General features: G+C 70.1%; 26 protein-coding genes. 13 read left to right on the forward strand and 13 right to left on the reverse strand.

Features of this window, described 5'->3' with window-relative positions; all coding sequences use genetic code 11:
• Nucleotide 1 precedes the first annotated feature (1 nt).
• From MPPM_RS03155 to MPPM_RS03170, 4 genes are read left to right on the forward strand one after another with little or no spacing between them, the layout of a single operon-like run.
• Nucleotides 2-1,396, forward strand: coding sequence for a MotB family protein (locus MPPM_RS03155; RefSeq protein WP_096483809.1), 1,395 nt, complete (start codon nt 2-4; stop codon nt 1,394-1,396).
• Nucleotides 1,393-2,679, forward strand: coding sequence for a chemotaxis protein (locus MPPM_RS03160; RefSeq protein WP_096483810.1), 1,287 nt, complete (start codon nt 1,393-1,395; stop codon nt 2,677-2,679). The genes MPPM_RS03155 and MPPM_RS03160 overlap by 4 nt, the downstream gene beginning before the upstream one ends.
• A gap of 39 nt (nt 2,680-2,718) precedes the next feature.
• Entirely contained in the window at nt 2,719-4,524 is a 1,806-nt protein-coding gene (locus tag MPPM_RS03165; protein ID WP_096483811.1) for a flagellar hook-length control protein FliK, read from the forward strand.
• Nucleotides 4,478-5,053 carry a transglycosylase SLT domain-containing protein gene (locus MPPM_RS03170; protein ID WP_096483812.1) on the forward strand — a complete coding sequence of 192 codons (576 nt, stop codon included), beginning with the start codon at nt 4,478-4,480 and terminating at the stop codon, nt 5,051-5,053. The genes MPPM_RS03165 and MPPM_RS03170 overlap by 47 nt, the downstream gene beginning before the upstream one ends.
• A 6-nt stretch (nt 5,054-5,059) precedes the next feature.
• Here the strand turns inward: MPPM_RS03170 and MPPM_RS03175 are convergent, their stop codons facing one another.
• The 5 genes from MPPM_RS03175 to fliN form a co-directional block, all read right to left on the reverse strand.
• Complete coding sequence (locus MPPM_RS03175) at nt 5,060-5,758, reverse strand: response regulator transcription factor (protein ID WP_096483813.1); 699 nt, start codon at nt 5,756-5,758, stop codon at nt 5,060-5,062.
• Nucleotides 5,759-6,039: 281 nt separating this feature from the next.
• Nucleotides 6,040-6,486: a BspJ family T4SS effector nucleomodulin gene (locus MPPM_RS03180; protein ID WP_096483814.1), complete on the reverse strand. Its 447-nt coding sequence runs from the start codon at nt 6,484-6,486 to the stop codon at nt 6,040-6,042.
• Entirely contained in the window at nt 6,483-7,547 is a 1,065-nt protein-coding gene (gene flhB / locus MPPM_RS03185) for a flagellar biosynthesis protein FlhB (protein ID WP_096483815.1), read from the reverse strand. Before flhB ends, MPPM_RS03180 begins: the two co-directional genes overlap by 4 nt.
• A gap of 37 nt (nt 7,548-7,584) precedes the next feature.
• Complete coding sequence (locus MPPM_RS03190) at nt 7,585-8,664, reverse strand: flagellar motor switch protein FliG (RefSeq protein ID WP_096483816.1); 1,080 nt, start codon at nt 8,662-8,664, stop codon at nt 7,585-7,587.
• A 22-nt stretch (nt 8,665-8,686) separates the two neighbouring features.
• Nucleotides 8,687-9,013, reverse strand: a complete 327-nt coding sequence (gene fliN, locus MPPM_RS03195) for a flagellar motor switch protein FliN (protein ID WP_096483817.1) — start codon at nt 9,011-9,013, stop codon at nt 8,687-8,689.
• Between the two features lie 205 nt (nt 9,014-9,218).
• Here fliN and MPPM_RS03200 point away from each other — a divergent pair, with 205 nt between their 5' ends.
• Nucleotides 9,219-9,491, forward strand: a complete 273-nt coding sequence (locus MPPM_RS03200; RefSeq protein ID WP_096483818.1) for a PepSY domain-containing protein — start codon at nt 9,219-9,221, stop codon at nt 9,489-9,491.
• Between the two features lie 13 nt (nt 9,492-9,504).
• On the opposite strand, the gene MPPM_RS03205 is transcribed toward MPPM_RS03200, so the two are convergent.
• The 3 genes from MPPM_RS03205 to motA are packed head-to-tail and all read right to left on the reverse strand — an operon-like array spanning nt 9,505 to nt 11,671.
• Nucleotides 9,505-9,801 carry a hypothetical protein gene (locus tag MPPM_RS03205; RefSeq protein WP_096483819.1) on the reverse strand — a complete coding sequence of 99 codons (297 nt, stop codon included), beginning with the start codon at nt 9,799-9,801 and terminating at the stop codon, nt 9,505-9,507.
• Nucleotides 9,785-10,783: a flagellar motor switch protein FliM gene (locus tag MPPM_RS03210; protein WP_096483820.1), complete on the reverse strand. Its 999-nt coding sequence runs from the start codon at nt 10,781-10,783 to the stop codon at nt 9,785-9,787. Before MPPM_RS03210 ends, MPPM_RS03205 begins: the two co-directional genes overlap by 17 nt.
• A gap of 12 nt (nt 10,784-10,795) precedes the next feature.
• A complete protein-coding gene (motA, locus tag MPPM_RS03215) occupies nt 10,796-11,671 on the reverse strand; it encodes a flagellar motor stator protein MotA (protein WP_012452556.1) in 876 nt (291 codons plus the stop codon).
• 302 nt (nt 11,672-11,973) lie between these two features.
• On the opposite strand from motA, the gene hslV reads away from it, so the two are divergent.
• The 3 genes from hslV to MPPM_RS03230 all read left to right on the forward strand — a co-directional run bounded on the left by hslV (nt 11,974) and on the right by MPPM_RS03230 (nt 14,866).
• The gene (hslV, locus tag MPPM_RS03220) at nt 11,974-12,534 is read left to right on the forward strand and encodes an ATP-dependent protease subunit HslV (protein ID WP_096483821.1); all 561 of its coding nucleotides are present in this window, start codon (nt 11,974-11,976) and stop codon (nt 12,532-12,534) included.
• 110 nt (nt 12,535-12,644) lie between these two features.
• Entirely contained in the window at nt 12,645-13,958 is a 1,314-nt protein-coding gene (gene hslU / locus MPPM_RS03225; protein ID WP_096483822.1) for an ATP-dependent protease ATPase subunit HslU, read from the forward strand.
• A gap of 2 nt (nt 13,959-13,960) precedes the next feature.
• A complete protein-coding gene (locus MPPM_RS03230) occupies nt 13,961-14,866 on the forward strand; it encodes an EamA family transporter (protein WP_096483823.1) in 906 nt (301 codons plus the stop codon).
• Between the two features lie 6 nt (nt 14,867-14,872).
• Here the strand turns inward: MPPM_RS03230 and MPPM_RS03235 are convergent, their stop codons facing one another.
• From MPPM_RS03235 to MPPM_RS03245, 3 genes are all read right to left on the reverse strand, one after another.
• Entirely contained in the window at nt 14,873-15,934 is a 1,062-nt protein-coding gene (locus MPPM_RS03235; RefSeq protein WP_096483824.1) for an MBL fold metallo-hydrolase, read from the reverse strand.
• 49 nt (nt 15,935-15,983) lie between these two features.
• Nucleotides 15,984-17,069 carry an aromatic ring-hydroxylating oxygenase subunit alpha gene (locus MPPM_RS03240; protein WP_096483825.1) on the reverse strand — a complete coding sequence of 362 codons (1,086 nt, stop codon included), beginning with the start codon at nt 17,067-17,069 and terminating at the stop codon, nt 15,984-15,986.
• Nucleotides 17,070-17,553: 484 nt separating this feature from the next.
• The gene (locus MPPM_RS03245) at nt 17,554-18,060 is read right to left on the reverse strand and encodes a hypothetical protein (RefSeq protein ID WP_096483826.1); all 507 of its coding nucleotides are present in this window, start codon (nt 18,058-18,060) and stop codon (nt 17,554-17,556) included.
• A gap of 303 nt (nt 18,061-18,363) precedes the next feature.
• Here MPPM_RS03245 and MPPM_RS03250 point away from each other — a divergent pair, with 303 nt between their 5' ends.
• From MPPM_RS03250 to rimM, 5 genes are all read left to right on the forward strand, one after another.
• On the forward strand, nt 18,364-18,585 hold the full coding sequence (locus MPPM_RS03250) for an eL24 family ribosomal protein (RefSeq protein WP_096483827.1): 222 nt from the start codon (nt 18,364-18,366) through the stop codon (nt 18,583-18,585).
• Nucleotides 18,586-18,601: 16 nt separating this feature from the next.
• Nucleotides 18,602-20,164 (forward strand): signal recognition particle protein, encoded by a 1,563-nt coding sequence (ffh, locus tag MPPM_RS03255; RefSeq protein WP_096483828.1) that lies wholly within the window; start codon nt 18,602-18,604, stop codon nt 20,162-20,164.
• Complete coding sequence (locus MPPM_RS03260) at nt 20,161-20,508, forward strand: chorismate mutase (protein ID WP_096483829.1); 348 nt, start codon at nt 20,161-20,163, stop codon at nt 20,506-20,508. The genes ffh and MPPM_RS03260 overlap by 4 nt, the downstream gene beginning before the upstream one ends.
• Complete coding sequence (gene rpsP, locus MPPM_RS03265) at nt 20,508-20,870, forward strand: 30S ribosomal protein S16 (protein ID WP_012452566.1); 363 nt, start codon at nt 20,508-20,510, stop codon at nt 20,868-20,870. The genes MPPM_RS03260 and rpsP overlap by 1 nt, the downstream gene beginning before the upstream one ends.
• Nucleotides 20,871-21,020: 150 nt before the next feature.
• Entirely contained in the window at nt 21,021-21,695 is a 675-nt protein-coding gene (rimM, locus tag MPPM_RS03270; protein ID WP_096483830.1) for a ribosome maturation factor RimM, read from the forward strand.
• Between the two features lie 7 nt (nt 21,696-21,702).
• Here the strand turns inward: rimM and MPPM_RS03275 are convergent, their stop codons facing one another.
• Both MPPM_RS03275 and MPPM_RS03280 read right to left on the reverse strand, forming a co-directional pair.
• Entirely contained in the window at nt 21,703-22,497 is a 795-nt protein-coding gene (locus tag MPPM_RS03275) for a bestrophin-like domain (protein ID WP_096487692.1), read from the reverse strand.
• 68 nt (nt 22,498-22,565) lie between these two features.
• Nucleotides 22,566-23,297, reverse strand: a complete 732-nt coding sequence (locus MPPM_RS03280) for a class I SAM-dependent methyltransferase (protein ID WP_096487693.1) — start codon at nt 23,295-23,297, stop codon at nt 22,566-22,568.
• Nucleotides 23,298-23,299: the final 2 nt, after the last annotated feature.

Consider the following 23,299-nt stretch of genomic DNA (forward strand, 5'->3'; position numbering starts at 1 on the left):
GATGTCCGAGCACGCCCACGAGATCATCATCATCAAGCGCCACGGCGACCACGAGGACGGCCATCACGGCGGTGCCTGGAAGATCGCGCTCGCCGACTTCATGACGGCGATGATGGCGCTGTTCCTGGTGATGTGGCTGATCAACTCCACGAGCAAGGAGCAGAAGCAGACCATCGCCGAGTACTTCAATCCGGTGAAGCTCGCCGAGGTCACCCATGACCGCAAGGGCGTGAACGACCCGCAGGATGCCCCCAACGACCCCGCCCCTTCCGGCAAGGGCAAGGGGGACGGCGGCAGCGCCGAGGGCAAGGCGGACGCGATGGGCGCGCCGGGCAGCCGTGCGCGCGAATCCGCCCTGTTCCAGGATCCCTACGCCATCCTCGCCAAGCTCGCGGCGGAGGCCGAGGCCGCCGGCCCGGAGGCGGCGAGCGCGGATGCCTCCACCATCGAGGCCGGACAGCCGGGCGTGAGCGGCGGCGAGACCGGGCGGGACCCGTTCGATCCGCTCTACTGGCAGGTCGCGGCCCTGCCGCGCCAGCGCACCGAGACACCCGGCGCCCTCGACACCGTCGCCGCCGCGCCGGCCGAGGCGCGCCTCGACGCGCGCGCCCAGAGCGGCAGCGCCGCCAAGACCAAGGAGCTGCCGAAGGACAGCTCGAAGGCCAGCTCGAAGGACAGTCCGAAGGAGATCGCCCGGCAGAGCCTGCACGAGGCCATGCGGCAGGCCGGCGTGAAGCTCGCCTCCGCCGAGCCGATGCCGCTGGAGGCTGCCAAGCCCGTCGCCGAAGCGGTGCCGGAGGTGCCCGATGCCAAAGGGCCGCCAATGGACAGGAAGCCGGAGCAACCCGAGCCGAAGCTGGTCGCCAAAGCGGAAGCGGCGGCCGGGAAGGAGCCGCCGGCCGCCGATCAGGCTGCGAAGGCAGCGGAGACCGCCGCCCTTTCCGCCCTGAAGGCGGAGATCGCCCGGGCAGTGCCCTCACTGCCCGGCAGCGCGCCCGCGCCGCATGTCGAGGTGCGCCGCACCGGCGAGGGCGTGCTCATCAGCATCACCGACGAGATCAATTTCAGCATGTTCGGGATCGGCTCGGCCGAACCGACGCCGAAGGTAATCAAGGCGCTGGAGCGCATCGCCAAGATCCTCAACAGCCGCCCCGGCCGCGTCGTCGTGCGCGGACATACCGACGGGCGCCCGTTCCGCTCCGAGACCTACGACAACTGGCGCCTGTCCTCCGCCCGGGCGCAGATGGCCTCCTACATGCTCGTGCGCGGCGGCTTCGACGAGGCGCGCATCGAGCGGATCGAGGGCTACGCCGACCGACAGCCCCGCATCGCCGCCGACCCCAAGGCCGCCGAGAACCGCCGCATCGAGATTCTGCTGCGGGGCCTGCCGGAATGATCTTTCGGGATTTCGGAATTCGCGGCTTCGCCGCCGGACTCGCGCTCGCCCTCTTCACCGCTCCCGCTCCCGCCGCCGAGCATGGTGACAGCCACGCGCCGGCCGCCGACAGCCATGCCGCCGACGACCATGGCGGGCACGGCGCCCCGGCAAAACCCATCGAACCGCTGCCGGTAAAGGCGCACGGGCTGCCGGTCGAGCTGACGCGCACGCTCCAGCTCCTGCAGGACCGCATCGCCCGCGGCTCGACCCAGGCGCATCTCGCGCAGCGCCAGCTCCTCGGCCATATCGAGCAGAAGCTGATCACCCTCGACCCCGAGACCTGGGCCGAGGCCGAGAACGTGCGGGCCGCCGTCACCTCCGCGCTGGCGGGCGGCGGGCCGGCGGCTGTTCGGGTGCTGCTCAAGTCCGGCAAGGTGCCGGAGGCGGAGCAGCCCCTGGCGCTCGGCGCGCTCGCCTATCTCGAGGGTCGCGAGAAGGAGGCCCGGGCCCAGCTCGCCGGCATCGATCCGCGCACGATGCCGGCCGGGCTCGCCGGTCAGCTCGCCCTGACGCAATCGGCGCTGATGGTACGCGAGGCACCCACCAAGTCTCTCGAACTTCTCGACCTCGCGCGGCTCCTGGCACCGGGCACCCTGGTCGAGGAGGGCGCGCTGCGCCGCCAGATCTTCGTGGTGGCGCAGGGCGGCGATGCGCGGCGCTTCGAAGCGCTGGCGATCCAGTACCTGCGCCGGTTCCGCCGATCGGTCTATGCCGGCAATTTCCGCCAGCGCTTCGCCGGGGCGCTCACCCGGCTCGACTTCGACAGCGACCGCACCCGCATCGCAAGCCTGGAGCGGATGCTCGACGAAATCGAGCCGGAGAGCCGGCGCGATCTCTACCTGCTCGTGGCGCGGGCCGGGCTGGAGCAGGGCCGCCGGGAGACTGCCCTGTTCGCCTCCGAGCGGGCCATGGGCCTTGCCGCCCCGGATTCGCGCCCGGCAGCGCAGGCCCGGCTCTACCGCGGCGCGGCGCTGATCGTGGCGGACGGACGCTTCGAGGAAGGCTACGAGGCCCTGCTCAGCCTCGACCGTGCGGATTTCGCGGCCTCCGACACCGAGTTGCTCGACGCCGCGCTCTCGACGGCCCGGCAGATCCGTACGCCCTCCCCCGTCGCCGACGCCGTTCCGGTCCCGCCGCCCTCGGCGAGCCGGCCGATCCCCGAATCCGGCTCGCTCCTGCGCGCGCAGGAGGCCCTGGCCCGGGCCGAGCGCGCCATGGATGGCGCCACCGGCACGCCCTGAGCCCATCCCGCCCTCCAAATCCCGGACGATCGACCCGTGATGCGGTCTCTCGACACCCTCTCCCCGATGCGGCCGAAGGCCGAGGCCGGCCGCGCGCCCACGGGCGAAGAGTCCCGCGCTGGCGGCGGTCCCGACTTCGAGGCGGTGCTCGATGCGTTCGAGAACGGATCCGAGAGCGGGATCGAGAAAGGGACGGGGCCCAGCGGTGAGGCTCCGGCGGAGGCGGGCGAGGCCCGCGCCGAGGCGCCCCCCGCCCTGCCCTCAGAGTTGCCCGCTGCGCCCGTGGCGGGCGCCGCCGGCACGGCCGATTCGGCCTTGCAGGCGCTGATGGCCCTCGCCGGTCCCGCCGCAGCCCCCGCTCCTGCCGCCCCGGATGCCAGCCTCGAAGCGATGGTGCAGCGGGCCGCAGCACGGTTCGGGCCGAGTCCGGGTCCGGCCGCGACGGCGCCTGCCCTACCGATCACCGTGGTGCAGCGGGAGACGCATTTCGCGCCCGTTCGATTCCCTGCGGGTGCCCTCTCGACGAACGCCGGGGCGGGACCGGTCGCGACCGGGGCGCTCACATCATCACCGGCGGCCCCGTCGGTCGGAACCGATGCCGACGGCTCGCCCGCGGTCGTGCGGGACGACGCCCGCCCGTCCCCACCCGCGCCGATCGTGCCGGATGCAAGGGCCACCGGGCAGGTCAGTCTCGATCCGACCGAAACCGGCAAGAGCCCGCGCGGCGGCGTTCATGCATCCGCCGCCGGAACGGGCGGATCGCCTCCGGCCCAGGGTGCCCCCGCGCTTTCCGCGCCCGCCGCTCCGGTTTCCGAAGACCGGTCGTCCGCCGCGCCTCCCTCGCCCGACGCCGCGGCAACAGCCGCCCAGCCGGCTCCGCTGGAATCTGGACGGGATACAGCCGCAGCCTCAAGCGCCCCAATCGCTGCGGCGGCGGACACGCTCAGGAGCCCCGCGAGCCGGGGAAGGGCCGCTCTCCGAAGCGACCGCTCGGAACAGGCGGGCACGGCGGCGCTGGCGTCATCCCCTAATGATTCCCTGGCAGACGGAGACCTTGCCGAACCGGCTGCCCCGGCCCAAGCTGGTCCGACGGGACAGATCCGACGCGATCCGGAGCTGGTGCGGGAGCGCCCGGCCGGGATCGCCCGCGCGGACACGCCCCAGGAGCGTGCCGCTGCAGCGATGCCGCAAGCGAGGGCCGAGGCGGAGGCCGGCACGGAAACAGCGAGCGCCGGCCCCTCCGCCGAGGCGCCACCCACGCCGATATCGCCCGCCGAGCCGATGCCGCACGAGACCGCGGCCGCATCGGCACCCATGCCCGGCTCTCCACTGCGCCAGATCGTCGATGCGGTTGCCACCCAGCTGCCCGCTGCCGTCTCCGGCGCTCAAGCCCGTCCGTCCTCGACCCCGACCGAGACCGGGCCACTGAAGATTCTCACGCTCCAGCTCCATCCGGCCGATCTGGGCTCGGTGCTGGTGCGGATGCGCCTGCAGGACGGGCGGCTGGAAATGAGCCTGCGCACCAGCCGCGAGGAGACCGCTGAACGCCTGCGCAAGGAGGGAGACCTGCTCGCCGGCCTTCTGCGGGAGGCCGGCTACGAGGCCGATCCCGTGACGATCCAGGCGGGCGGCGCCGGACCGGGCGAATCCGGGCCGCGCGGCCAGGGCTTCGCGTCCTTCGCCGGATCGCAGGGCGGGCAGCAGGACAGACAGCCGGGCGCCGCGACGCCCGATCATTCGGGCCGGCGCCCGTCCCCGCGCGCGGACGAGGCTGCCACGCCTACCGAGGAGCACGACCATGAAACGGATTCTCGCCGGCGCGATCACGGCGGCCTGTATCTCTAACGTCGCCGGCCCGGCTGCGGCCGCCGCACCGGGCGACGCCTCCCGCGTGTGCGAGCGCCAGATGGCGCAGGCTGCCGCCAAGCACGGGGTGCCGCTCGGCATGCTCTACGCCGTCGGGCTGACCGAGAGCGGCAACCGCGGCTCGCTCCAGCCCTACGCCATGAACATCCAGGGCAAGGCCTATTTCGGCTCCAGCGCCGCCGACGTGGTCCAGCGCCTCGCCCAGGCGCAGCGGGAGGGCGTACGCCTGGTCGATCTCGGCTGCATGCAGATCAACCACCACTATCACCGGGCGAAGTTCGCCTCGCTCGAGGCGATGATCGACCCGGCTCAGAACGTCGAGTACGCGACCCGCTTCCTGAAGGAGTTGAAGGAGCGCGAGGGAAGCTGGACGTTGGCCGTCGCCCGCTACCATGCCGGGCCCAACAACAACCCGGCGCAGAAGGTCTATGTCTGCCGGGTCATCACCAACATGGTCGCCTCGGGCTTCGGCAACTGGACGCCGGGGGCGAAGGCGTTCTGCCAGTAGCAGAACTCAACCGACGTAGGTGTAGCCCATGTAGCGCTTGGCCTCGATCGGGTCGTGGCCGAGCCGCTCGGTGAGCTTCTTGCGCAGCTTGCTCACATGGCCCTCGATCACGCTCTCCTCGACGCCGTTGCTGTAGACGCCGTAGACCACGTTGAAGACCTGGGTCTTGGTGAGCCGGCGCCCGCGGTTTCGCACGAGATATTCGAGGATGTGCCGCTCCCGCCGCGGCAGGGACAGCGGCACGCCGTCGATCTCCGGATCGCGCCCGTCGTGGAAGACCTTGAGCCGGTCGGGCCGGGCCTCGCCCTCGGCTTCCCCTTCTGCCTCGGTTCCCTGCACCGCCCCGTTGACCCGGCGCCAGATTGCCTCGGACCGGGCCAGGATCTCGCGGACATGAACGGGCTTGGGCAGCACGTCGTCGATGCCGGCTTCCAGCAATTCGACGGTCTGCTCCAGGGAGCGAAGATCGGCGAGCGCAATGATCGGCGCGCGGGACTGCTTGCGGATCACGCCCGCGCATTTCGCCCGCTCCTCGAAATCACCGAGGAGGAAGCCCTGGATCGCTTCGAGGTCGCTGCTGGAGGCCGCCCGGAGCCAACCCAGAAACTCCTCCGGCATGAGCGCGAACGAGGAAATCCCCTCGCGCTCGAAGCTGGCCTTGTAACCCGCGTTCACGGAATCGCGCGGATCGACCAGAAAATACATCGGCGACCATCCCCCTGACCCAGCCGGACCGCGCCGGCCTTGCGCTGCGATCTGGGCGGGTTTTGGGCACCTTCGAGAGGCCATTACCATGCCCTCCGGAGGCTTCGCGACGCAGCGTCGCCCCTGTCATGCAGTGCGGCAACGAGGGGGTCAATTGCTGGAACGTGCAATTCCATACATTGACAAAAATCGCCTTCGTTTCCTCGCTCCGGCGCCTCTCCCCGCAGGCGCGGTCGGCCTCTCGGGCGAGACGGAGCGTCGAAGCGATTCGCCTGCCGCCTTCAGGCGTGTCCGACCCGGGCTTGGCTCACGGCATGGGCGAAGCCTTCGAGGGAGAAGGCGGCCACGTCCTCCGCGACGATGCGCTGGATCGCGACGCCCGCGAACACCTCGTCGAGGACGAGCTTGAAGAACACCGTCATCGGCTCGGCCGCGAATTCGAGGTCGAGGACCACCTGCATCGAGCGGCCCCAATCGAGGCAGACGTCGGCCGCGTCCGCGTAGGTCAGCACCGATTCCTTGAAGAACAGCTCGGCGGAGGAGGAGACGATGTCGGCGATGTTGCCGTGCCGCTCGCCGCGGATCCAGCCGATCAGTACGCCGCCGTCGAGCAGGCACAGCTCACCGATGAACTCGCGCAGCGCCTCGGCGAAAATCTGCTCGGCCGCCGCGTAGGCGTGCGGAACGGCCGACGGTCCCGGCGCGAAACGTTGGACCTGAGGGGTCATCGAGCTCTCGCGAAAAGGAAGAAAAGGATCTGCGCCACGGCGCGGTAAAATTCTGCCGGAATCGTCTGATCGACCTGCACAGCATCGTACAGCGACCTTGCGAGAGGCTTGTCCTCGATCACCGCGATGCCTTTTTCCTCGGCGATCGCGCGGATTCTGAGGGCGATGAGATCCTGCCCCTTGGCGAGCACGAGGGGGGCCGGGTTCTCGCTGGGCTCGTAGCGCAGAGCCACGGCGAAGTGCGTCGGGTTTGCGATCACCACCGTCGCCCGATCGACGTTGGCGAGCATCCGGTTGCGGGCGCGGTCCTGGGCGAGCGAGCGCAGCCGCGCCTTGACCGACGGATCGCCCTCGGTCTGCTTGTGCTCGTCCTTGATGTCCTGCCGCGACATCCGGAGCGAGCGCTGCCAGCGCAGCCGCGCCCAGACGAGATCGCCCGCGACGATGACGATGGTGGCGATGGCCACCGCCGAAACGAGGCGGATCGAGACCGTCAGGATCAGTTCGGGCAGCTGGCTCGGATCGACGAACATGGCGTTCAAGGCTCTGGTCCGCTCCGAGCGGAGGAGCAGAAGGGCGACGACACTGACCGACAGGAATTTAACGACGGATTTCAGGAACTCGACTTGACCCGAAGTTCCGAAGATCCGGGTGAATCCCGCCATCGGCGAGACCCGCGACCATTTCGGCGTGATCCGGTCGAGGACCAAGCGCGGCAGGTTCTGGAGGAGCGAGGCCGCGAGGCTGCAGACCGCCAGGATCAGCAGGATCGGTAGCAGGAAGCGGCCCGCCGCCAGCGCTACGCGGCTGAGCAGCAGCATCGCGTCGCCGCCGGTCTCCAGGGAGAAGCCGCGCGGATCGTCGAGGATCGGCGCGAAATCACCCGCGAGTTGCGCCGCCTGCCCCCGCGCGAACAGGGCCAGCGCGATCAGCAGGCCCAGGGTGGAGGCGAAGACCGGTGCCTCCCGCGAGAAGGGAATGTCGCCCTTCTCGATCGCCTCGCGGACACGCCGTTCGGTGGCGGCCTCGGTCTTGCTCTCGTGGTCGGTCTCCTCCGCCACGCCTCAGCCCCGGGGGCGAGCGCGGGCGGAGCCCCGGTCAGCGGATGAGCGCGTCATCCTCGCCTCCCGAATTGATCTCGATCTCGCCGCGTCCGGCCATGTCCATGGCCAGATCGGTGATGGAGCGGCGCGCCTCCATGACATCGCGCTGCGCCGCCGGTTCGCCGCCGTTCAGCTCGTGCTCGACCATGCGGCGCACGCGTGCGGAGAGGGCGCTGAGCACGGTGGTGCGGAACTCGGACTCGGTCCCCTTCAGCGCCAGCACGAGCCGGTCGTTGGGCACGGCGTCGAACAGGGTGGTGCGGGCGCGCGGCGCCAGCTTGACGATGTCGTCGAAGGTGAAGAGCAGACCCTTCAGGATCTCCACCGACTTCGGACGCGACTCGCCGAGGCTGGAGAGCACGTCGTCCATCTGCTGGCGTTCCATCTTGTTGATGATGTCGGCCATCTTGGCATGCGTGTCGGCGCCCGAGTTGCGCGCGCCGTTGATCATAAAGTCCTCGTGCAGCGTCTTCTCGATCGCGTGCAGCACGTCGTCGACGATGGGCTTGAAGCTCAGCATCCGCCGCATCACCGTGTTGCGTAAGGGAGCGGGCAGGTGGCCCATCACCTTGGCGGCCGTGGCGGGCTTCACCTTCGACAGGATCAGCGCCGCGGTTTGCGGATGCTCCTTGACGAGGTAGCTCGCCAGCACGCTCTCCTGCACGGTGCCGAGCCGCTCCCAGACCGAGCGGGTGGCGTTGCCGCGCACGTCCGCCAGGATGTCGGCGATCTGGTCGGCCGGCAGGAGGCCGCTGAGCAGCTTCTCGACCTCGCCCGCGGTGCCGATCAGGCTGTTGCCGGCGGAGAACTCGGCGGAGAAGGTCTCCACCACCGTGTCGAGCTGTTCGGGGCTGACGGCGCCGAGATTCGAGGCCGAGCGGGTGATGCGCTTGAGCTCGTCCGGCTCGAAATACTTGATGAGCCGCCCCGCCGCGGGCTTGCCCATGGCGAGCAGCAGCGCCGCGACCTGATCGACGGGATCGAGCCGCCGGGTCGTCACCGCGCGCGGGGCGACGGCGCCCGCGGTCACGACGTCCGAGGGAACAGGGCTCGATGCCAGGGGACTCGAGGACATGGCGGCCCGCTCTCGCCGACGCTCAGGCGTTCTGGTCGGCGGCGGAGGGGCCGACCACCTCGGTCAGCGACACGCCGAAACGGGAATTGTCCTCCTCGACGATGACGATCTCGCCGCGGGCGATGACACGACCGTTGACCATCACGTCAACGGGCTCGCCGACGCGGTGATCGAGGGGCACGACGGCGCCGCGCCCGAGCTTCATCAGGTCGGCCACCGGCATGGTCGCGGAGCCCAGCACGACCTGCATCAGTACCGGGATGCGCAGGATCGAATCGAGGTTGCGCCCGTCGCCGACGCGGGCGTCGGTGCCGGCGAGATCGGTGTCGGGGAAGGGGCTGCTGCTCATCACTCGGGCTCGTCGGGTCCGCTTCGTGCGTGGGACGGTCTAACGGGCGTGGCTGACGCGAGGCTTTCGCCGGAAGTGCGGACCATGCGCCTCGGTCGCCCTGCGTCGGTGCCGGCTGACATTTCGCTGACGGCCGGCGTCAGCTTCGCGGGGCCGCACGGTGACATCACGGGGCGTTACGCAACCACAACCGGAGCCGGACACCGTGAAAATCCTCAAGACCACCCTCGCCGCCACGCTCGCGATTTCGCTCGCCGCCGCCCCGGCCGTGGCCGACACGCCCGGCAAGGACTGGATGCCGATCGATCAAGTTCTGACCAAGCTGACCGAGGCCGGCTACGGCTCGGTGCGCAGCATCGAGGCCGATGACGGCCTGTGGAAGGCCAAGGCCAGCCGCGACGGCCGGAACGTCAAGGTTCAGCTCGACCCGCATTCCGGCGTCATCGTCGAGAAGGCCGGAAAGACCCGCGACGACTGAGGCGGAGGCCGCCTCACGCCTTCTCCGATCGCGCCGCCAGCAGTGCAGCATGCGACGCCTCCAGCTCGGCGAGCGCCGCCCGCGCCTCGTCGATCTTGAGGCTGAGCGCATCCAGCACCTCGCGGCCCTCCTCCTTGAACGAGCGCACCGCCTCCCCGGCCTGGGTCAGGGCCACCCCGGAGGCGGCGACCGCCGCGCCGTACTCGGCCTGGGTCCGGTCGAGGCGCTTGAGCTTGAGGTACATCGGCACCACGCAGGCGCTCGTGGCCACGAGCGCGACGAGGAGTATGCCGTCAACCAAGGAGCCCATGGGCGCCCTCCTTCTCCGGAGTGATCGCGTCCTCGACTCGCAGGACGTAGGCGCCCTGCGACTGCCCGGCCCGGCACCAGAACAGCGGCCGGTCGTTGCCCTCGAGCTTGACCCGGGTCGCGGGGGTGGCGTCGAGGGTGAGCACCTGCCCGACCTTGAGCCCGGCGATCTCGCCGAGCGTGAGGTGACGCTCCTCGAGCACGGCCCGCAGGCGCACGGTGGTCTTCTGCACCTCCGCGGCGATCTGCTCGGCCCAGCGCGGGTCGCGGGCCGACGACTCGCCGGTCAGCACCTTGGCCAGAGCCGGGCGCAGCGGATTCAGCACCGTCTGCGGGATGATGAGGAACATCTCGCCGCCGCGGTTGAGCGCCTGGAGCAGGAACTTGGCCTGGACCGCCTTGTTGGACCGGCGGCCGATCACCGCGAACTCCATCCGGGTCTCGGTGCGCTCCAGGCGGAAGCTCGTCTGCGAGACGAGGCCGAAGGAGGATTCCAGCGCCTTGCCGACCTGCTCGAACACCATCTGCGCGATGCGCAGCTCGATCGCGGAGAAGGTGCGCTCGTCCTCGACCGGCGGTTCGGAACCGTCCGAGCCGAACAGCACCTCGGTCATGGTGTAGATGAAGTCCCGGTCGAGCCCGACGAGGACGTGCCCGTCCCAGCCCGGCGCGTGGAAGATGCCGACCACCGCGTTGGCGTCGTAGGTGTCGAGGAACTCGCCGAAGCGGCCGCTCTCGACGCCGCTCAGGGAGTAGAAGGTCGAAGAGGCAGCCAGATGCTTGGCGGCGTCGCTGCACGCGGTGGCGAGGCGGTCGAACACCACGCTGAGCATCGGCAACCGGTCGAGCGACAGGCCGCCGGCCTCCTGGATGCGCGTGCGGATGTCGGGCGCAGGCTTGGTCGCCGTGACGAAGGGCGGGAGGACCGGGACGGGCTCGGCCGCGGGTTCCGTCCCGGCCTCGGAGGTCTGGGTATCGTCCATCGGCGAAGCCCCTTACGCCGCGGCCGGTTCGGCGCGGGCGCCCGGCACGGTGGCGCTCTCGACCTCGTCGATGGTCGGGCGATCGGCGCCCGCGATGCCCTTGCGGCCGTGCTCGATCGCGACCTGGGGCAGCGCGCCGTTCATGTAGGCGATCAGGCTCTGCTTCACGATGGTGTAGGGGGCGCACTGCTTCTCGCGCACGCCCTTCACCTTGATGGCGAGCGGGGCCAGCACGCCGTAGGAGGCGAACACGCCGAAGAAGGTACCGACCAGCGCGGCGCCGATCAGGCCGCCGAGGATCTGCGGCGACTGGTCGAGCGCGCCCATCGCCTTCACGATGCCGAGCACCGCCGCGACGATGCCGAGCGCCGGCAGCGCCTCGGCCACGGTGTTGATCGCGGCGTAGGGCTTGAGCCGGTACTTCTTGTGGGTGCCGATCTCCTCCTCCATCAGCGCCTCGATCTCGTGCGAGCGGGCGTTGCCGATCAGGATCAGGCGGCAATAGTCGCAGATGAACAGGAGCAGATCCTGATCCTTGGTCACATCGGGATAGTTCTTGAAGATCTCGGAATTGGCCGGATCGTCGAAATGCGTCTCGACTTCGTTGCGCGGCTTGGTCTTCAGTTCGCGCATCAGGGCGTGCAGCAGCCCGAGCAGCGAGAGGAAGTCCTGGCGCTTCGGCCCCTTGTTGGTGAAGGCCTCCATCGTCGCCTTGCCAGAATCCATCACGACCTTCAGCGGGTTGGCGATGACGAAGGTGCCCGCCGCCATGCCGCCGATGATGACGAACTCCCAGGGCTGCCAGATCACGATCAGGTGCCCGCCCATGGCGACGAAGCCGCCGAGCATGCAGCCGATCGCGATGACGAGGCCGACGAGGATTCCCATGGGAAGGCTCCGGGGGACACCGCTGCGGGGACGGGTGCCGACGCGCGGCGGCCCTTTGTCCCGAGCGAATACGGGCGGTGGCTTGCGCGGAGCTTTTTGGAGCGATGCGGTGCCCCCGCTTGGAGCCGGGCACCCGAGCGCATAACTGAGGCTCATGTCTCGTGGCGATGCGCCCGACCGGTGGTCGGGAGCATCGCGTTCGGCGGACTCCCGCCGCCTCGCATTCGCGAGGGCAGCCGGTGATGAGCGATTCTCATCGTCGGCTGGCGTCCCATGTGATTCAAACGTACCGGAGCGCCTCCTTGGCCCAGACCGACGATCGCCTGCCGCAGATGCACGCCACCACGATCCTGATGGTCCGCAAGGGCGGCCGGGTGGTGATCGGCGGCGACGGACAGGTCAGCCTCGGCCAGACCATCGTGAAGGGCAATGCCCGCAAGGTCCGGCGGCTCGCCAAGGGCAGCGTCATCGGCGGCTTCGCCGGCGCGACCGCCGACGCCTTCACCCTGTTCGAGCGGCTCGAGGCCAAGCTGGAGCAGTATCCCGGCCAGCTCACCCGCGCCTGCGTCGAGCTCACCAAGGACTGGCGCACCGACCGCTATCTGCGCCGCCTGGAGGCGATGATGCTGGTAGCCGACAAGGACGTCAGCCTGCTGCTCTCCGGCTCCGGCGACGTGCTGGAACCCGAGACCGGGGTGATGGCGATCGGATCGGGCGGCAATTTCGCGCTGGCCGCCGCCCGGGCACTGGAGGACGGCGAGCACGATGCCGAGGCGATCGTGCGCCGGTCGATGAAGATCGCCGCCGAGATCTGCGTCTACACCAACGGCAACCTCGTGATCGAAGCCCTCGACGCGGCCTGAGGGCCGCGCTCCCTGGAAAGCCGGGCTTTGCCCGCTTAGATCGTTTTCGGGGAAGGCTCCGCGCCCGACGCGCCGCCCCGCAAGTTCAAGAAAATGGCCGCAGGAGCCCGATGACCACCTTCTCTCCCCGCGAGATCGTCTCCGAGCTCGACCGCTTCATCGTCGGCCAGAAGGACGCCAAGCGCGCGGTCGCCATCGCGCTGCGCAACCGCTGGCGCCGCCAGCAGCTCAAAGGGCCGCTGCGGGACGAGGTGGCGCCCAAGAACATCCTGATGATCGGCCCGACCGGCTGCGGCAAGACCGAGATCGCCCGCCGCCTCGCGCGGCTGGCCGGCGCGCCCTTCCTCAAGGTCGAGGCCACCAAGTTCACCGAGGTCGGCTATGTCGGCCGCGACGTCGAGCAGATCGTGCGCGACCTCGTCGAGGTCGGCATCGGCCTGACGCGGGAGGAGAAGCGCAAGGCGGTCAAGGCCAAGGCGGAGGCCGCGGCCGAGTCGCGCATCCTCGACGCGCTGGTCGGCCCGACCGCGAGCCAGGCGACCCGCGAGAGCTTCCGCAAGAAACTGCGTGCCAGCGAGCTCGACGACAAGGAGGTCGAGATCGAACTCGTCCCGTCAGGCCCGCAGGGCATGCCGATGTTCGAGATCCCCGGCATGCCGGGCGCCTCCATGGGCGCGATCAACATTTCCGACATGCTCGGCAAGGCGCTGGGCGGCCAGCGCGGCAAGCCGCGCCGCATCACCGTCGCCGACGCCTACGCGCCGCTGATCGCCGAGGAGAGCGACAAGCTCGTGGACGACGACGCGCTCACCCGCGAGGCGATCCGCGAGGTCGAGGACAACGGCATCGTCTTCCTCGACGAGATCGACAAGATCTGCGCCCGCGAGGGCCGCTCCGGCGCCGACGTGTCCCGCGAGGGCGTGCAGCGCGACCTGCTGCCCTTGATCGAGGGCACCACGGTGGCGACCAAGCACGGGCCGGTGAAGACGGACCACATCCTGTTCATCGCATCCGGCGCCTTCCACGTCTCGAAGCCGTCCGACCTGCTGCCCGAGTTGCAGGGGCGCCTGCCGATCCGCGTCGAGCTGCAGCCGCTGACCGTGGAGGATTTCAAGCAGATCCTCACCGCCACGGAGGCGAGCCTGATCAAGCAGACCGTGGCGCTGATGGAGACGGAGGGCGTCACCCTCGACTTCACCGAGGACGCCATCGACGCGCTCGCCCGCGTGGCGGTGGAGGTGAACGGCTCGGTTGAGAATATCGGCGCCCGCCGCCTCCAGACCGTGCTGGAGCGGGTGATCGACGAGATCTCCTTCACTGCCACCGACCGCTCCGGCGAGACGGTGCCGATCGATGCGGGCTACGTGCGCGAGCGGGTGGCGGATCTCGCCGCCAACACGGATCTCAGCCGCTTCATCCTCTGACCGTGCGCGCACGGCCGGAGGCGTCCGACGTCGCCCTGCCGATCCTCGCGCTCGTTGCGGGGATGGTGTCGATCCAGTGCGGCGCCGCCCTCGCCAAGGGCTTGTTTCCCGTCGTCGGCGCGGCGGGCGTCACGGCTCTGCGCGTCGGCTTCTCCGCGCTGATCCTGCTCGCGGTCTGGCGGCCGTGGCGGCGCGGCCCCGAACGCGGCGATCTCGGCGCCATCGCGCTCTACGGCGCGGCGCTCGGTCTGATGAACCTGCTGTTCTATCTGGCGCTGCGCACGATTCCGCTCGGGATCGCTGTCGCCATCGAGTTCACCGGCCCGCTCGCCGTGGCGCTGGTGGGCTCGCGCCGCGGGATCGATTTTGCCTGGATCGGCCTCGCGGTACTGGGCCTCGGCCTGCTCCTGCCGCTCGGCGACACCGCCGCCCTTGACCCGACGGGCGCGGCTCTGGCCCTCGGCGCGGGCCTGTGCTGGGCCGCCTACATCGTCTTCGGCCAGCGCGCCGGCCGGGCCGGCGGGGGGCGGGCGGTGTCCCTCGGCATGCTGGTCGCTGCCGTCGTGGTCGCGCCTGTGGGAATTGGGCAGGCCGGCACGGCACTGTTCACGCCCGCAACCCTTGCGATGGGGCTCGTCATCGCCGTGCTGTCGAGCGCCCTGCCCTACTCGCTGGAGATGTTCGCCCTCACCCGCCTGCCCCGCCCGGCCTTCGGCGTGCTGATGAGCCTGGAGCCGGCGGTCGCGGCATTGGCCGCCCTGGCGCTCCTCGGCGAGCGGCTGACCCCGGTGCAGGGGGGCGCCATCGGCTGCATCGTGGCCGCCTCCGCCGGGATCACGCTGGCGAACCGCAAGTCTGACAAGAACAAGTCTGACAAGAGGATGCCGAAGGAGGATGCGGCCCCTTAAGGCCGTCTACCCCTCCCAGACCTGCCCCGGCCGCAACGCCAGGAACCGCTCCGGCGGCAATCCCGCCGCCGTCAGCGCCTCGGCCAGGGCCTCGACCGGGCGCTCGATGCCCTCGTCGGTGAGCTTGAAGGTGCCCCAATGGTGGCCGAGCGCCTGATCGGCGCCGAGCAGTGTCAGGGCCTCCACCGCGTCGGCCGGGTTCATGTGCTGAGGCTGCATGAACCAGCGCGGCTCGTAGGCGCCGATCGGCAGGGTCGCGAGCCGGGGCGGGCCGAAGCGGGCGCGGATCTCGCGGAAGATCGCGCCGTCGCCCAGCCCCGTATCACCGACATGGTAGTGCACCCCGCGCGGCGTGGTGAGCAGGAAGGCGCACCACAGCGCCATGCGCCGGTCGTTGAAGCCGCGGGCCGACCAGTGGTTGGCGGGCGTCAGGTGCGCGGTGATGCCCGAGCCGAGATCGACCGACTCGCCCCAGTCGCGGGTCTCGACATGCATGGTCTCGTCGTAGCCGCGCAGGATCGCGTCGTTGCCGAGCGGGGCCACGATCAACGGCTGATGGTCCTGCCAGAGCCGGGCGACGGTGGGGCCGTCGAGATGGTCGTAGTGGTTGTGGGTGATCAGCACCGCGTCGATGGGCGGGAGATCCGCATAGGCGATGCCGGGCGGGTTCACGCGCTTCGGGCCGGCGAAGCGGAACGGGCTCGCGCGCCGGGCGAAGACCGGATCGACGAGGATGTTGCGGCCGGCCACCTGGAACAGGTAGCTCGCATGCCCGATCAGCACGACGCGAAAGTCCTCGACCCGCTCCGGCGGCTTGTCCGCCGGGAACGAGCTTGGGAAGCTCGCCGGCCAGACCTCCGGCTTGCCGGTCCGGCGCCAGCGGGCGAGGTCGCCGAGCGACTTGTCGGGGGGCTGGTTCGCGGCGTGGAAGCGCAGGCCGTCGAAATGGTCGCTGATGGGCCCGCGGTAATAGGGGTTGCGGCCCCGGCGATGGGCGGCGTAGCCGACGCCCCCCAGGGTCATCACCGTGGCCGCGCTGGCGACCGTGAGCAGGCCACGCTTCTTCATACGGCCAAGATGGCCCGTACGGTTCCCGGTTCAAGCGCGGCGCGGAGCCTCAGGAGCGCCAGCGCAGCTCCTGGCGCGTCAGCGGGTTGGCGAAGGGCCGGCCCTCGCGGGCGGCCTCCAGGGCCTCGCGCTTGAGGCGGAAGTACCATTGCGAGGGCAGATCGCCCTGGCCCAGCAGCACCATGGTCGGCTTGCGGTCGAGGCCGGCCTGGGCGTGCTGCAGCACCTGCTGATCCTGGGTCAGGAACTGGCGCATCAGCGGCTTTGCGATCGGCTTCAGCAGGTTGAGCGCGGGCATACTCCAGTAGAGCGCATTGGTCAGCATCGTCCGGTTGGGGCCCATCGGCGTGGCGAACGTGTAGTTCGCCACCCGCTTCGTACCCGCCTTGATCCGCTCCAGCCGCACGCCGGGCAGGCGGAACTCGATCTCGACCGCCGGCGCGCCGCCGAGCAGGCGATAGACCGGCGAACTCGTCGTCGTGGCGTGGCTCGTCATGACGAAGCCGTGCGGCACGGGCTGGAAGGTCTTCACCTTCTCCCGCAGCTCCTTGGAGGGCCGGAACCACCACGTGTCGTGGACGAAGGCGACATGGCCGGGATCGACGAGGCTCAACGTCGTCAGGTCGAAGGAGGCCTCGACCTCCAGTTCGAGCACGAGGCAGCCCGCCGGCTCGAAATCGAGGGCGGGCACCGCCGGCACCGCCTCCGGGTCGGAGGGTCCGAGATGCGGGTTGACCCAGAGGAAGCCCGCGCTCTCGACGATGGGGAAGCGCTGGACCGCAATGCGCGAGAAGTCGGAGGCGTCGTGCTCGGAGAGCGTCGGCACATCGCGGCAGCGTCCGTCGGTGCCGAAGCGCCAGCCGTGGAATGGGCACATCAGCGTGTCGCCGTCGAACTTGCCCTTGGATAGGGCCATGCCGCGATGGGGACAGCGGTCGCGCAGGGCGAACAGGGCGCCGTCCTTGCCCCGGCCGAGCACCACCTGCTCGCCGTTGAGCGCGACAGCCCGCATCTTGCCGCCGGCAACCGCGGAGGCTTGCCCGGCGCAGTACCACGCGTTCGGCAGCGGCTCGCGCATGGCGCGCGGATCGAGGGCGTCGTCGGTGGAAACGCGCGGGGCGGCGGCGGAGGACATAGACTCGAAAAGCCCGATGCTGACGGGCGCCCTCTTTAGGCCTCCCGTCGCCGGTCGGCCAGCAGGGCGGCCATCCGGGTCATCGGGGCCGCATTGTGCACCGCGGCGAGACAACGCACCGGATCGGCCGCGAGGGGTCTTTCGCGCGGCGGAATTCCTCCCTACCTTGGGGCTCATCCGCAACGAACGAAAGGAGGTGATCCAGTGTCTCATTGTCATCAGCCGTCGCCGACGACCAAGGCCTGGACCGTTACCTCCGGCGTGTGCGCCTAACGCATTCGCGGGATCACGACAGGTTTCGTCGGACTGACCGGTTCGACAATGGAAGGGCCGCCCCCATCGGGGCGGCCCTTCGCATGTTCGGGATGTCGACGGCAGCAGCCTAGCGCATCGTGCCGGATATCGGATCCGGCACGATGCGCTAGGCTTTTGTTTTTGCCTCATCTTTTCCCGAAAGCTGCAAACCACCTTTCGGGATGTTGCTCTAGCGCGGCTGGGCCTGGAACAACGGCGCGGCCAGGGCCTCGCAGCGGGCGCGCCAAAGATCGCGCTCGGCCCGCAGATCCTCCATCTTGCCGACTTCCTCGGCGATGTGGGCGCGCAGCTCGCGGATCTCCTGGGCCAGGATGACCTGAAGCTCGTCGCGGCGCTCGGCCTCCAGCCGGAGCCGGGCCTTCAGCATCATGTTCTCGGCCATGATCTCGGCAACGTCCTCGTCGGCGGATTCGGCCGGCTTCGCGGCGGCGGAGACGAGGCGGGGCGACCAAGTGGTGCCGCGCGATTCGGTGTCCGGCTCGGCGGGAACGGCTTCGACCTCAGGGATCTCGACGGATTTGGCCTCGGACATCGTCGCGCGCATGGTGGCAAGCCAGTCTCGCAGCGGCGCGCTGCTGATCGGAGACCGGGGACCGGACTCGGAAGATGGGGCCTGTCGCGCGGGTTCCGACATCGGGTCGTCCTCGGGCACCCTCAGCGGTGCGTCTTCGCTCATCAGAGCTCAACATGCTTAACGAAGGGTAAAGTTCGACCCTCCGCTTCCCGCCGTTTCGGGTGCGATCACGGGTCGATCCGCGTGCGGCCATCGGCTTCCGGATCGAGAAGGGCTCGGGCCCGGTCGGGATTGACTTGGCGCGGTCCAGGGCCTATCCGCCCGGCTTCCATTTCGACGTTCGAACGTCACGATGAGCCGCCGACCGGCCCGAGAGGCCGGAGGTCAACGTCCGACAGCGCGTCTGCGCCCTCGGGCGCCCTTGTCGTTGCCGGACTTTCGCCGAAGCGTCAAACGAGCCCTGCCATGGCGCCCGCGAACGAGACCACCCTTCGCATCGAGGATGCGGTCAACGATTTCTGCCCGTGGTCGGGCAAGCCGATCGTGCCCGAGGCGCTGACCCTCTACAACGGCGCGGTGGTCGGCTTCTGCAATGCGGAGTGCCGGGACAAGTTCGCCCGCGCGGTGGCGGCCTTCGAGGACGCGCTGCGCGCCCGCCGCGTGGCCAATGCCGGCCTTCACCAGTAAGGACCTCTGAACCCGCATGTTCGAAGGCCTTTCCGATCGCCTTTCCGGCATCCTCTCCGGGCTGACGCGCCGCGGCGCGCTGACGGAAGCCGACGTCACCGCCGCCATGCGCGAGGTGCGCCGCGCCCTGCTGGAGGCAGACGTCGCCCTCGAAGTGGTGCGCTCGTTCACCGACAAGGTGCGCGAGAAGGCGGTGGGCGCCGTCGTGCTCAAGTCGGTGACGCCCGGCCAGATGGTCGTGAAGATCGTCAACGACGAGCTCATCGCGATGCTCGGCACCGATGCCAGCGTCGTCGACCTCAACGCCCCCGCCCCCGTCGCCATCCTGATGGTCGGCCTCCAGGGCTCGGGCAAGACCACCACCACCGCCAAGATCGCGCGCCGGCTGAACCAGCGCGAGAAGCGCCGGGTTCTGCTCGCCTCCCTCGACACCCGTCGCCCCGCGGCGATGGAGCAGCTCGCGGTGCTCGCCAAGCAGGTCGAGGTCGAGAGCCTGCCGATCGTCGCCGGCCAGTCGGCGGTGCAGATCGCCCGGCGCGCCATGGAGGCCGCCCGGCTCGGCGGCTTCGACGTGGTAATGCTCGACACCGCCGGCCGCACCACGGTCGACGAGGGCCTGATGGCTGAGGCCGCCGAGGTGAAGGCGGCGACCAACCCGCACGAAGTGCTGCTGGTGGCCGACGCGCTCACCGGCCAGGACGCGGTCAACACGGCGCGGGCCTTCGACCAGCGGCTCGGCGTCACCGGCATCGTGCTCACCCGCATGGACGGCGATTCCCGCGGCGGCGCGGCGCTCTCCATGCGCGCCGTCACGGGCAAGCCGATCAAGCTCGTCGGCGTCGGCGAGAAGGTCGATGCGCTCGAAGAGTTCCACCCGCAGCGGGTGGCCAACCGCATCCTCGGCATGGGCGACATCGTCTCGCTCGTGGAGAAGGCGGCCGAGACCATCGACCACGAACAGGCCCTGCGCACCGCCGAGAAGATGCGGAAGGGCAAGTTCGACCTCGAAGACCTGTCGATGCAGCTCGCCCAGATGGAGAAGATGGGCGGCATCGGCGGGCTGATGGGGATGCTGCCCGGCATGGGGCAGATCAAGAAGCAGGTCGAGGGCGCCAATCTCGACGAGAAGATGTTCAAGCGCCAGCGCGCCATCATCTCCTCGATGACGGCGCAGGAGCGCAAGAACCCCGACATCCTCAAGAACAGCCGCAAGAAGCGCATCGCGGCGGGCGCCGGCGTGAAGGTCGAGGAGATCAACAAGCTCCTCAAGATGCACCGGACCATGGCCGACATGATGAAGGCGATGGGATCGGGCAAGCGCGGCGGCATCGGCCAGGCGCTGGGCAGCATGTTCGGGCTCGGCGGCGGCATGCCGGGCGGCCTTCCCGGCGGCATGAAGCTGCCCCCGGGCATGCCCGAGCCGACGCCGGAGCAGATCGCCGAGATCGAGCGGCAGTTCGGCGGCAAGCTTCCGCCGATGCCGGCGGGCATGGGCGGCGGAAAGATGCCGGGCCTTCCGGGCCTGGGCGGACCGAAGCTGCCGGGGCTGGGCGGCTTCCTGCCGGGTAAGAAGAAATGACGATCTTGTCCGCGCAAGGAATCGATCCCGAGCTGGCAAGCCTGCGCGAGAGCATCGACAACTTCGATGCCGCGCTCATCCATCTGCTCGCCGAGCGCTTCCGCTGCACCCAGCGGGTCGGCGAGCTGAAGGCCCGCAAGGGCCTGCCTCCCTCGGATCCGGACCGGGAGGCGCGTCAGGTCAAGCGCCTGAGGAATCTCGCGGTCGAAGCCAAGCTCGACCCCGATTTCGCCGAGAAGTTCCTGGCCTTCGTGGTCAAGGAAGTCATTCGGCACCACCGGACGATCGCCGAAAGCGTCGATCACAACACTCCGCACAAACACGACACCGAAAGGAACGACTGATGTCCCTCAAGATCCGTCTCACCCGCGGCGGCGCCAAGAAGCGCCCCTACTACCGCATCGTCGTCGCCGACGCCCGCGCCCCGCGCGACGGCCGCTTCATCGACAAGGTCGGCGCCTACGACCCGATGAAGGCCAAGGACGATCCGGCCCGCATCGTCCTCGACAACGAGAAGATCCAGTCCTGGCTCGCCAAGGGCGCGCAGCCGACCGACCGCGTCCTGCGCTTCCTCGACGCCGCCGGCCTCGCCAAGCGCCCGGCCCGCAACAACCCGCAGAAGGCGGAGCCGGGCGAGAAGTCCAAGGAGCGCGCCGCCAAGCGCGCCGAGAAGGCCGCCGCCCCGGCCGAAGACGCCGCGGCCTGAGCCGATCGCCTCCCTCCCCCTCGCGGGGGAGGGTTTAGGGGCGGGGGTCGCGCAACGGGCACCGTTGCGCCTCTGCCAGCATCACCCCCCGCCCCTCGCTCCTTTCCTGTTTGAGGAAGGGACGAACGCGCCGTCATCGAGGCACCTTGCATGGCCCGCCGCCCCGGATCCTCATCGCGTGGACCTGCGCGGTCCGCCGAACGCCTCGCTCCGGAGGCCGTCACCTCGGCCCGCAAGCCGCAAGGCGCCAAATCCGTCCCGCCCGCCTCGCCCGATCCGGGCCTCGTCCTGCTCGGTGAATTCGGCCGGCCGCACGGCCTGCACGGCGAAGTGCGCCTGAAATCCTACACCGGCGAACCCCTGGCGATTGCGGGCTACGGTCCCCTGCGCGCTTCCGACGGCCGCACCCTCGAACTCAAGGACGCCCGGCCCGCCCCCGGCGGATCGCCCGACCTGCTGATCGTGCGGGTGCAGGGCGTCGATGACCGCAGCGGCGCCGAGGCCCTCAACCGCGTCACTCTCGCCATCGCCCGCGAACGCCTCGGGCAGGCCGAGGACGAGGACGAGTTCTTCCTCACCGACCTGATCGGGCTCACGGTCGAGGACGGCAACGGGACGGCGATCGGCACCATCGTGGCGGTGCCGAACTACGGCGGCGGCGACCTGCTCGAGATCCGTCCGGCGGCCGGCGGCCCGACCGCGCTGCTACCCTTTACAAAGGCCTTCGTGCCGAGCCTCGACATCGCCGGCGGAAAGGTCGTCGCGGACCCGCCGGAGGACCTGTTCGCCCCGCCGGGGCCGAAGCCCGCCGACGATCCGGGCTGATCATCGATCAGCGTGTGCCCGCTTCCATCGCGGCGCGGGCGAGGCGGATCGGCTCGGGCGACAGCGCCAGGGGACCGTCGAACGGGCGCTCGTGCAGGGCGATCACGCCGAGGGTCGTCACCATCGCGGCCGAGAACAGGAACAGCGTCGTGGCCTGCGCGAGCGGGCGCTCGCAATGGACGAGGGCGATCGCCGTCAGCGTCAGGGTGGCAAGGACGAGGAGCGTCAGCCACTTGCTCTCATCGCTGCGGGCGGCGCTCAGCGCGAGGCGTTCGCTGCGGGCCGAGCGCAGTTGCATCACCGCTTCGAGCAGGGCCGCATGGGTGGCCTCCCCCGCCTCCGCGGCGGTGCGCGGGTCGGCCGCCGTCTGGAGCAGACGCCCGAGCGCCTGGCCCGCCGATTGCGCCGAGGCGCCGGTCGCGGCCATGGAGGGCCACTCCTCCTTCACCACCGCCTCGAGATAGGCGAACAGCGAGGTGCGCAGGCCGCTCATGTCGGGCGCCGAGGCGATGCTGAGATCGTAGACCGCCAGCGCGTGCGAGCGCTCCGCCTGCAGCACGCGGCTCGCCTGCCGCTGGCGCTCCCAGGCATCGTTGGCGACGAAGCCGGTCAGCAGCGCGAGAAGAACCGCGACGACGCCGATATAGGGCGGCACGATTCCGGTCGCGAGGAGGCGCATCCCGCCCCGCGTCCAAGGCAGATTGGTGAGCAGGCTCAGGACGAGGCAGACCGCGAGGAAGACACCCGCCAGCAGGGTGAACATCAGCCAGACGGGTTGGTCGAGCCAGAGGCCGAGAATCATCGCGGGATCGATCGAAGGGACGGGGCCCGCCAGCGTGACCGCCAAACCCTCCGATTCGGTAAAGGCGGTCAGCGCGTCTCCCGCGTCGCCGCATCCCGGCAGGGCCGGATCGCCTCCGGCTCCGGCCGCCGCTCCGGCGCCGGGGCTTCGAACACCGCGAGATAGCCGACCCCGCCCTTCAGCCGCGTCATCGACACCTCGCGAAAACCGACCGCGGCGAGTTCGCAGCGCAGGAGCTTGGGCGGCGTGCCGTGGCGCGAGGGGATCGCGTCGGCATCGACGATGCCGACCCGTCCGCCGGGCCTCATCGCCGCGGCGAGGTTCCAGAGCAGGCCGAAGGGCTGGGCGATCTCGTGGTACATGTGGACCAGCACCGCCGCATCGACCGAGCCCGGCGGCAGCCGAGGGTCATGCGGCTCGCCGCGCACCACGGTGACGTTCGACAGGCCCCATTCGGCAACACGGCGCTCGAGATCGGCGAGATAAGCCGGCGTGATATCCTGCGCCAGGACGCGGCCCTGCGGACCGACGCGCGGGCTCAGGCGGAACACGTAGTAGCCGTTGCCGGCGCCGATATCGGCCACCGTCTCGCCGGGCGCGATGCGCATCAGGCGCGCGACCTGCCCGACCTCGTCGGCCCCGTCGCGCTCCCGCTCGTTCGCCCATTGCGGAGCGACGATCTCGGCCACCGGCCGGTCGGGCTTGGCAAAGCGTTCGGACGGTACGCCGGGCGGCGCGAGCGGCTCGGCCGCGGAGGCCGGCAGGGTCAACGAGAGGAGAATGGCGAAGAAGCGGATCATGC

Origin of the sequence: Methylorubrum populi, assembly GCF_002355515.1 — a bacterium.
GTDB lineage: Bacteria > Pseudomonadota > Alphaproteobacteria > Rhizobiales > Beijerinckiaceae > Methylobacterium > Methylobacterium populi_A.

What these genes read in the sequence shown, in the direction of transcription:
- MPPM_RS03155 (WP_096483809.1), top strand. Translation starts at nt 2, where the DNA reads ATGTCCGAGCACGCCCACGAGATCATCATCATCAAGCGCCACGGCGAC.
- MPPM_RS03160 (WP_096483810.1), top strand. Translation starts at nt 1,393, where the DNA reads ATGATCTTTCGGGATTTCGGAATTCGCGGCTTCGCCGCCGGACTCGCG.
- MPPM_RS03165 (WP_096483811.1), top strand. Translation starts at nt 2,719, where the DNA reads ATGCGGTCTCTCGACACCCTCTCCCCGATGCGGCCGAAGGCCGAGGCC.
- MPPM_RS03170 (WP_096483812.1), top strand. Translation starts at nt 4,478, where the DNA reads ATGAAACGGATTCTCGCCGGCGCGATCACGGCGGCCTGTATCTCTAAC.
- MPPM_RS03175 (WP_096483813.1), bottom strand. Translation starts at nt 5,758, where the DNA reads ATGTATTTTCTGGTCGATCCGCGCGATTCCGTGAACGCGGGTTACAAG.
- MPPM_RS03180 (WP_096483814.1), bottom strand. Translation starts at nt 6,486, where the DNA reads ATGACCCCTCAGGTCCAACGTTTCGCGCCGGGACCGTCGGCCGTTCCG.
- MPPM_RS03190 (WP_096483816.1), bottom strand. Translation starts at nt 8,664, where the DNA reads ATGTCCTCGAGTCCCCTGGCATCGAGCCCTGTTCCCTCGGACGTCGTG.
- fliN (WP_096483817.1), bottom strand. Translation starts at nt 9,013, where the DNA reads ATGAGCAGCAGCCCCTTCCCCGACACCGATCTCGCCGGCACCGACGCC.
- MPPM_RS03205 (WP_096483819.1), bottom strand. Translation starts at nt 9,801, where the DNA reads ATGGGCTCCTTGGTTGACGGCATACTCCTCGTCGCGCTCGTGGCCACG.
- MPPM_RS03210 (WP_096483820.1), bottom strand. Translation starts at nt 10,783, where the DNA reads ATGGACGATACCCAGACCTCCGAGGCCGGGACGGAACCCGCGGCCGAG.
- motA (WP_012452556.1), bottom strand. Translation starts at nt 11,671, where the DNA reads ATGGGAATCCTCGTCGGCCTCGTCATCGCGATCGGCTGCATGCTCGGC.
- hslU (WP_096483822.1), top strand. Translation starts at nt 12,645, where the DNA reads ATGACCACCTTCTCTCCCCGCGAGATCGTCTCCGAGCTCGACCGCTTC.
- MPPM_RS03235 (WP_096483824.1), bottom strand. Translation starts at nt 15,934, where the DNA reads ATGAAGAAGCGTGGCCTGCTCACGGTCGCCAGCGCGGCCACGGTGATG.
- MPPM_RS03240 (WP_096483825.1), bottom strand. Translation starts at nt 17,069, where the DNA reads ATGTCCTCCGCCGCCGCCCCGCGCGTTTCCACCGACGACGCCCTCGAT.
- MPPM_RS03245 (WP_096483826.1), bottom strand. Translation starts at nt 18,060, where the DNA reads ATGAGCGAAGACGCACCGCTGAGGGTGCCCGAGGACGACCCGATGTCG.
- MPPM_RS03250 (WP_096483827.1), top strand. Translation starts at nt 18,364, where the DNA reads ATGGCGCCCGCGAACGAGACCACCCTTCGCATCGAGGATGCGGTCAAC.
- ffh (WP_096483828.1), top strand. Translation starts at nt 18,602, where the DNA reads ATGTTCGAAGGCCTTTCCGATCGCCTTTCCGGCATCCTCTCCGGGCTG.
- MPPM_RS03260 (WP_096483829.1), top strand. Translation starts at nt 20,161, where the DNA reads ATGACGATCTTGTCCGCGCAAGGAATCGATCCCGAGCTGGCAAGCCTG.
- rpsP (WP_012452566.1), top strand. Translation starts at nt 20,508, where the DNA reads ATGTCCCTCAAGATCCGTCTCACCCGCGGCGGCGCCAAGAAGCGCCCC.
- rimM (WP_096483830.1), top strand. Translation starts at nt 21,021, where the DNA reads ATGGCCCGCCGCCCCGGATCCTCATCGCGTGGACCTGCGCGGTCCGCC.
- MPPM_RS03275 (WP_096487692.1), bottom strand. Translation starts at nt 22,497, where the DNA reads ATGATTCTCGGCCTCTGGCTCGACCAACCCGTCTGGCTGATGTTCACC.
- MPPM_RS03280 (WP_096487693.1), bottom strand. Translation starts at nt 23,297, where the DNA reads ATGATCCGCTTCTTCGCCATTCTCCTCTCGTTGACCCTGCCGGCCTCC.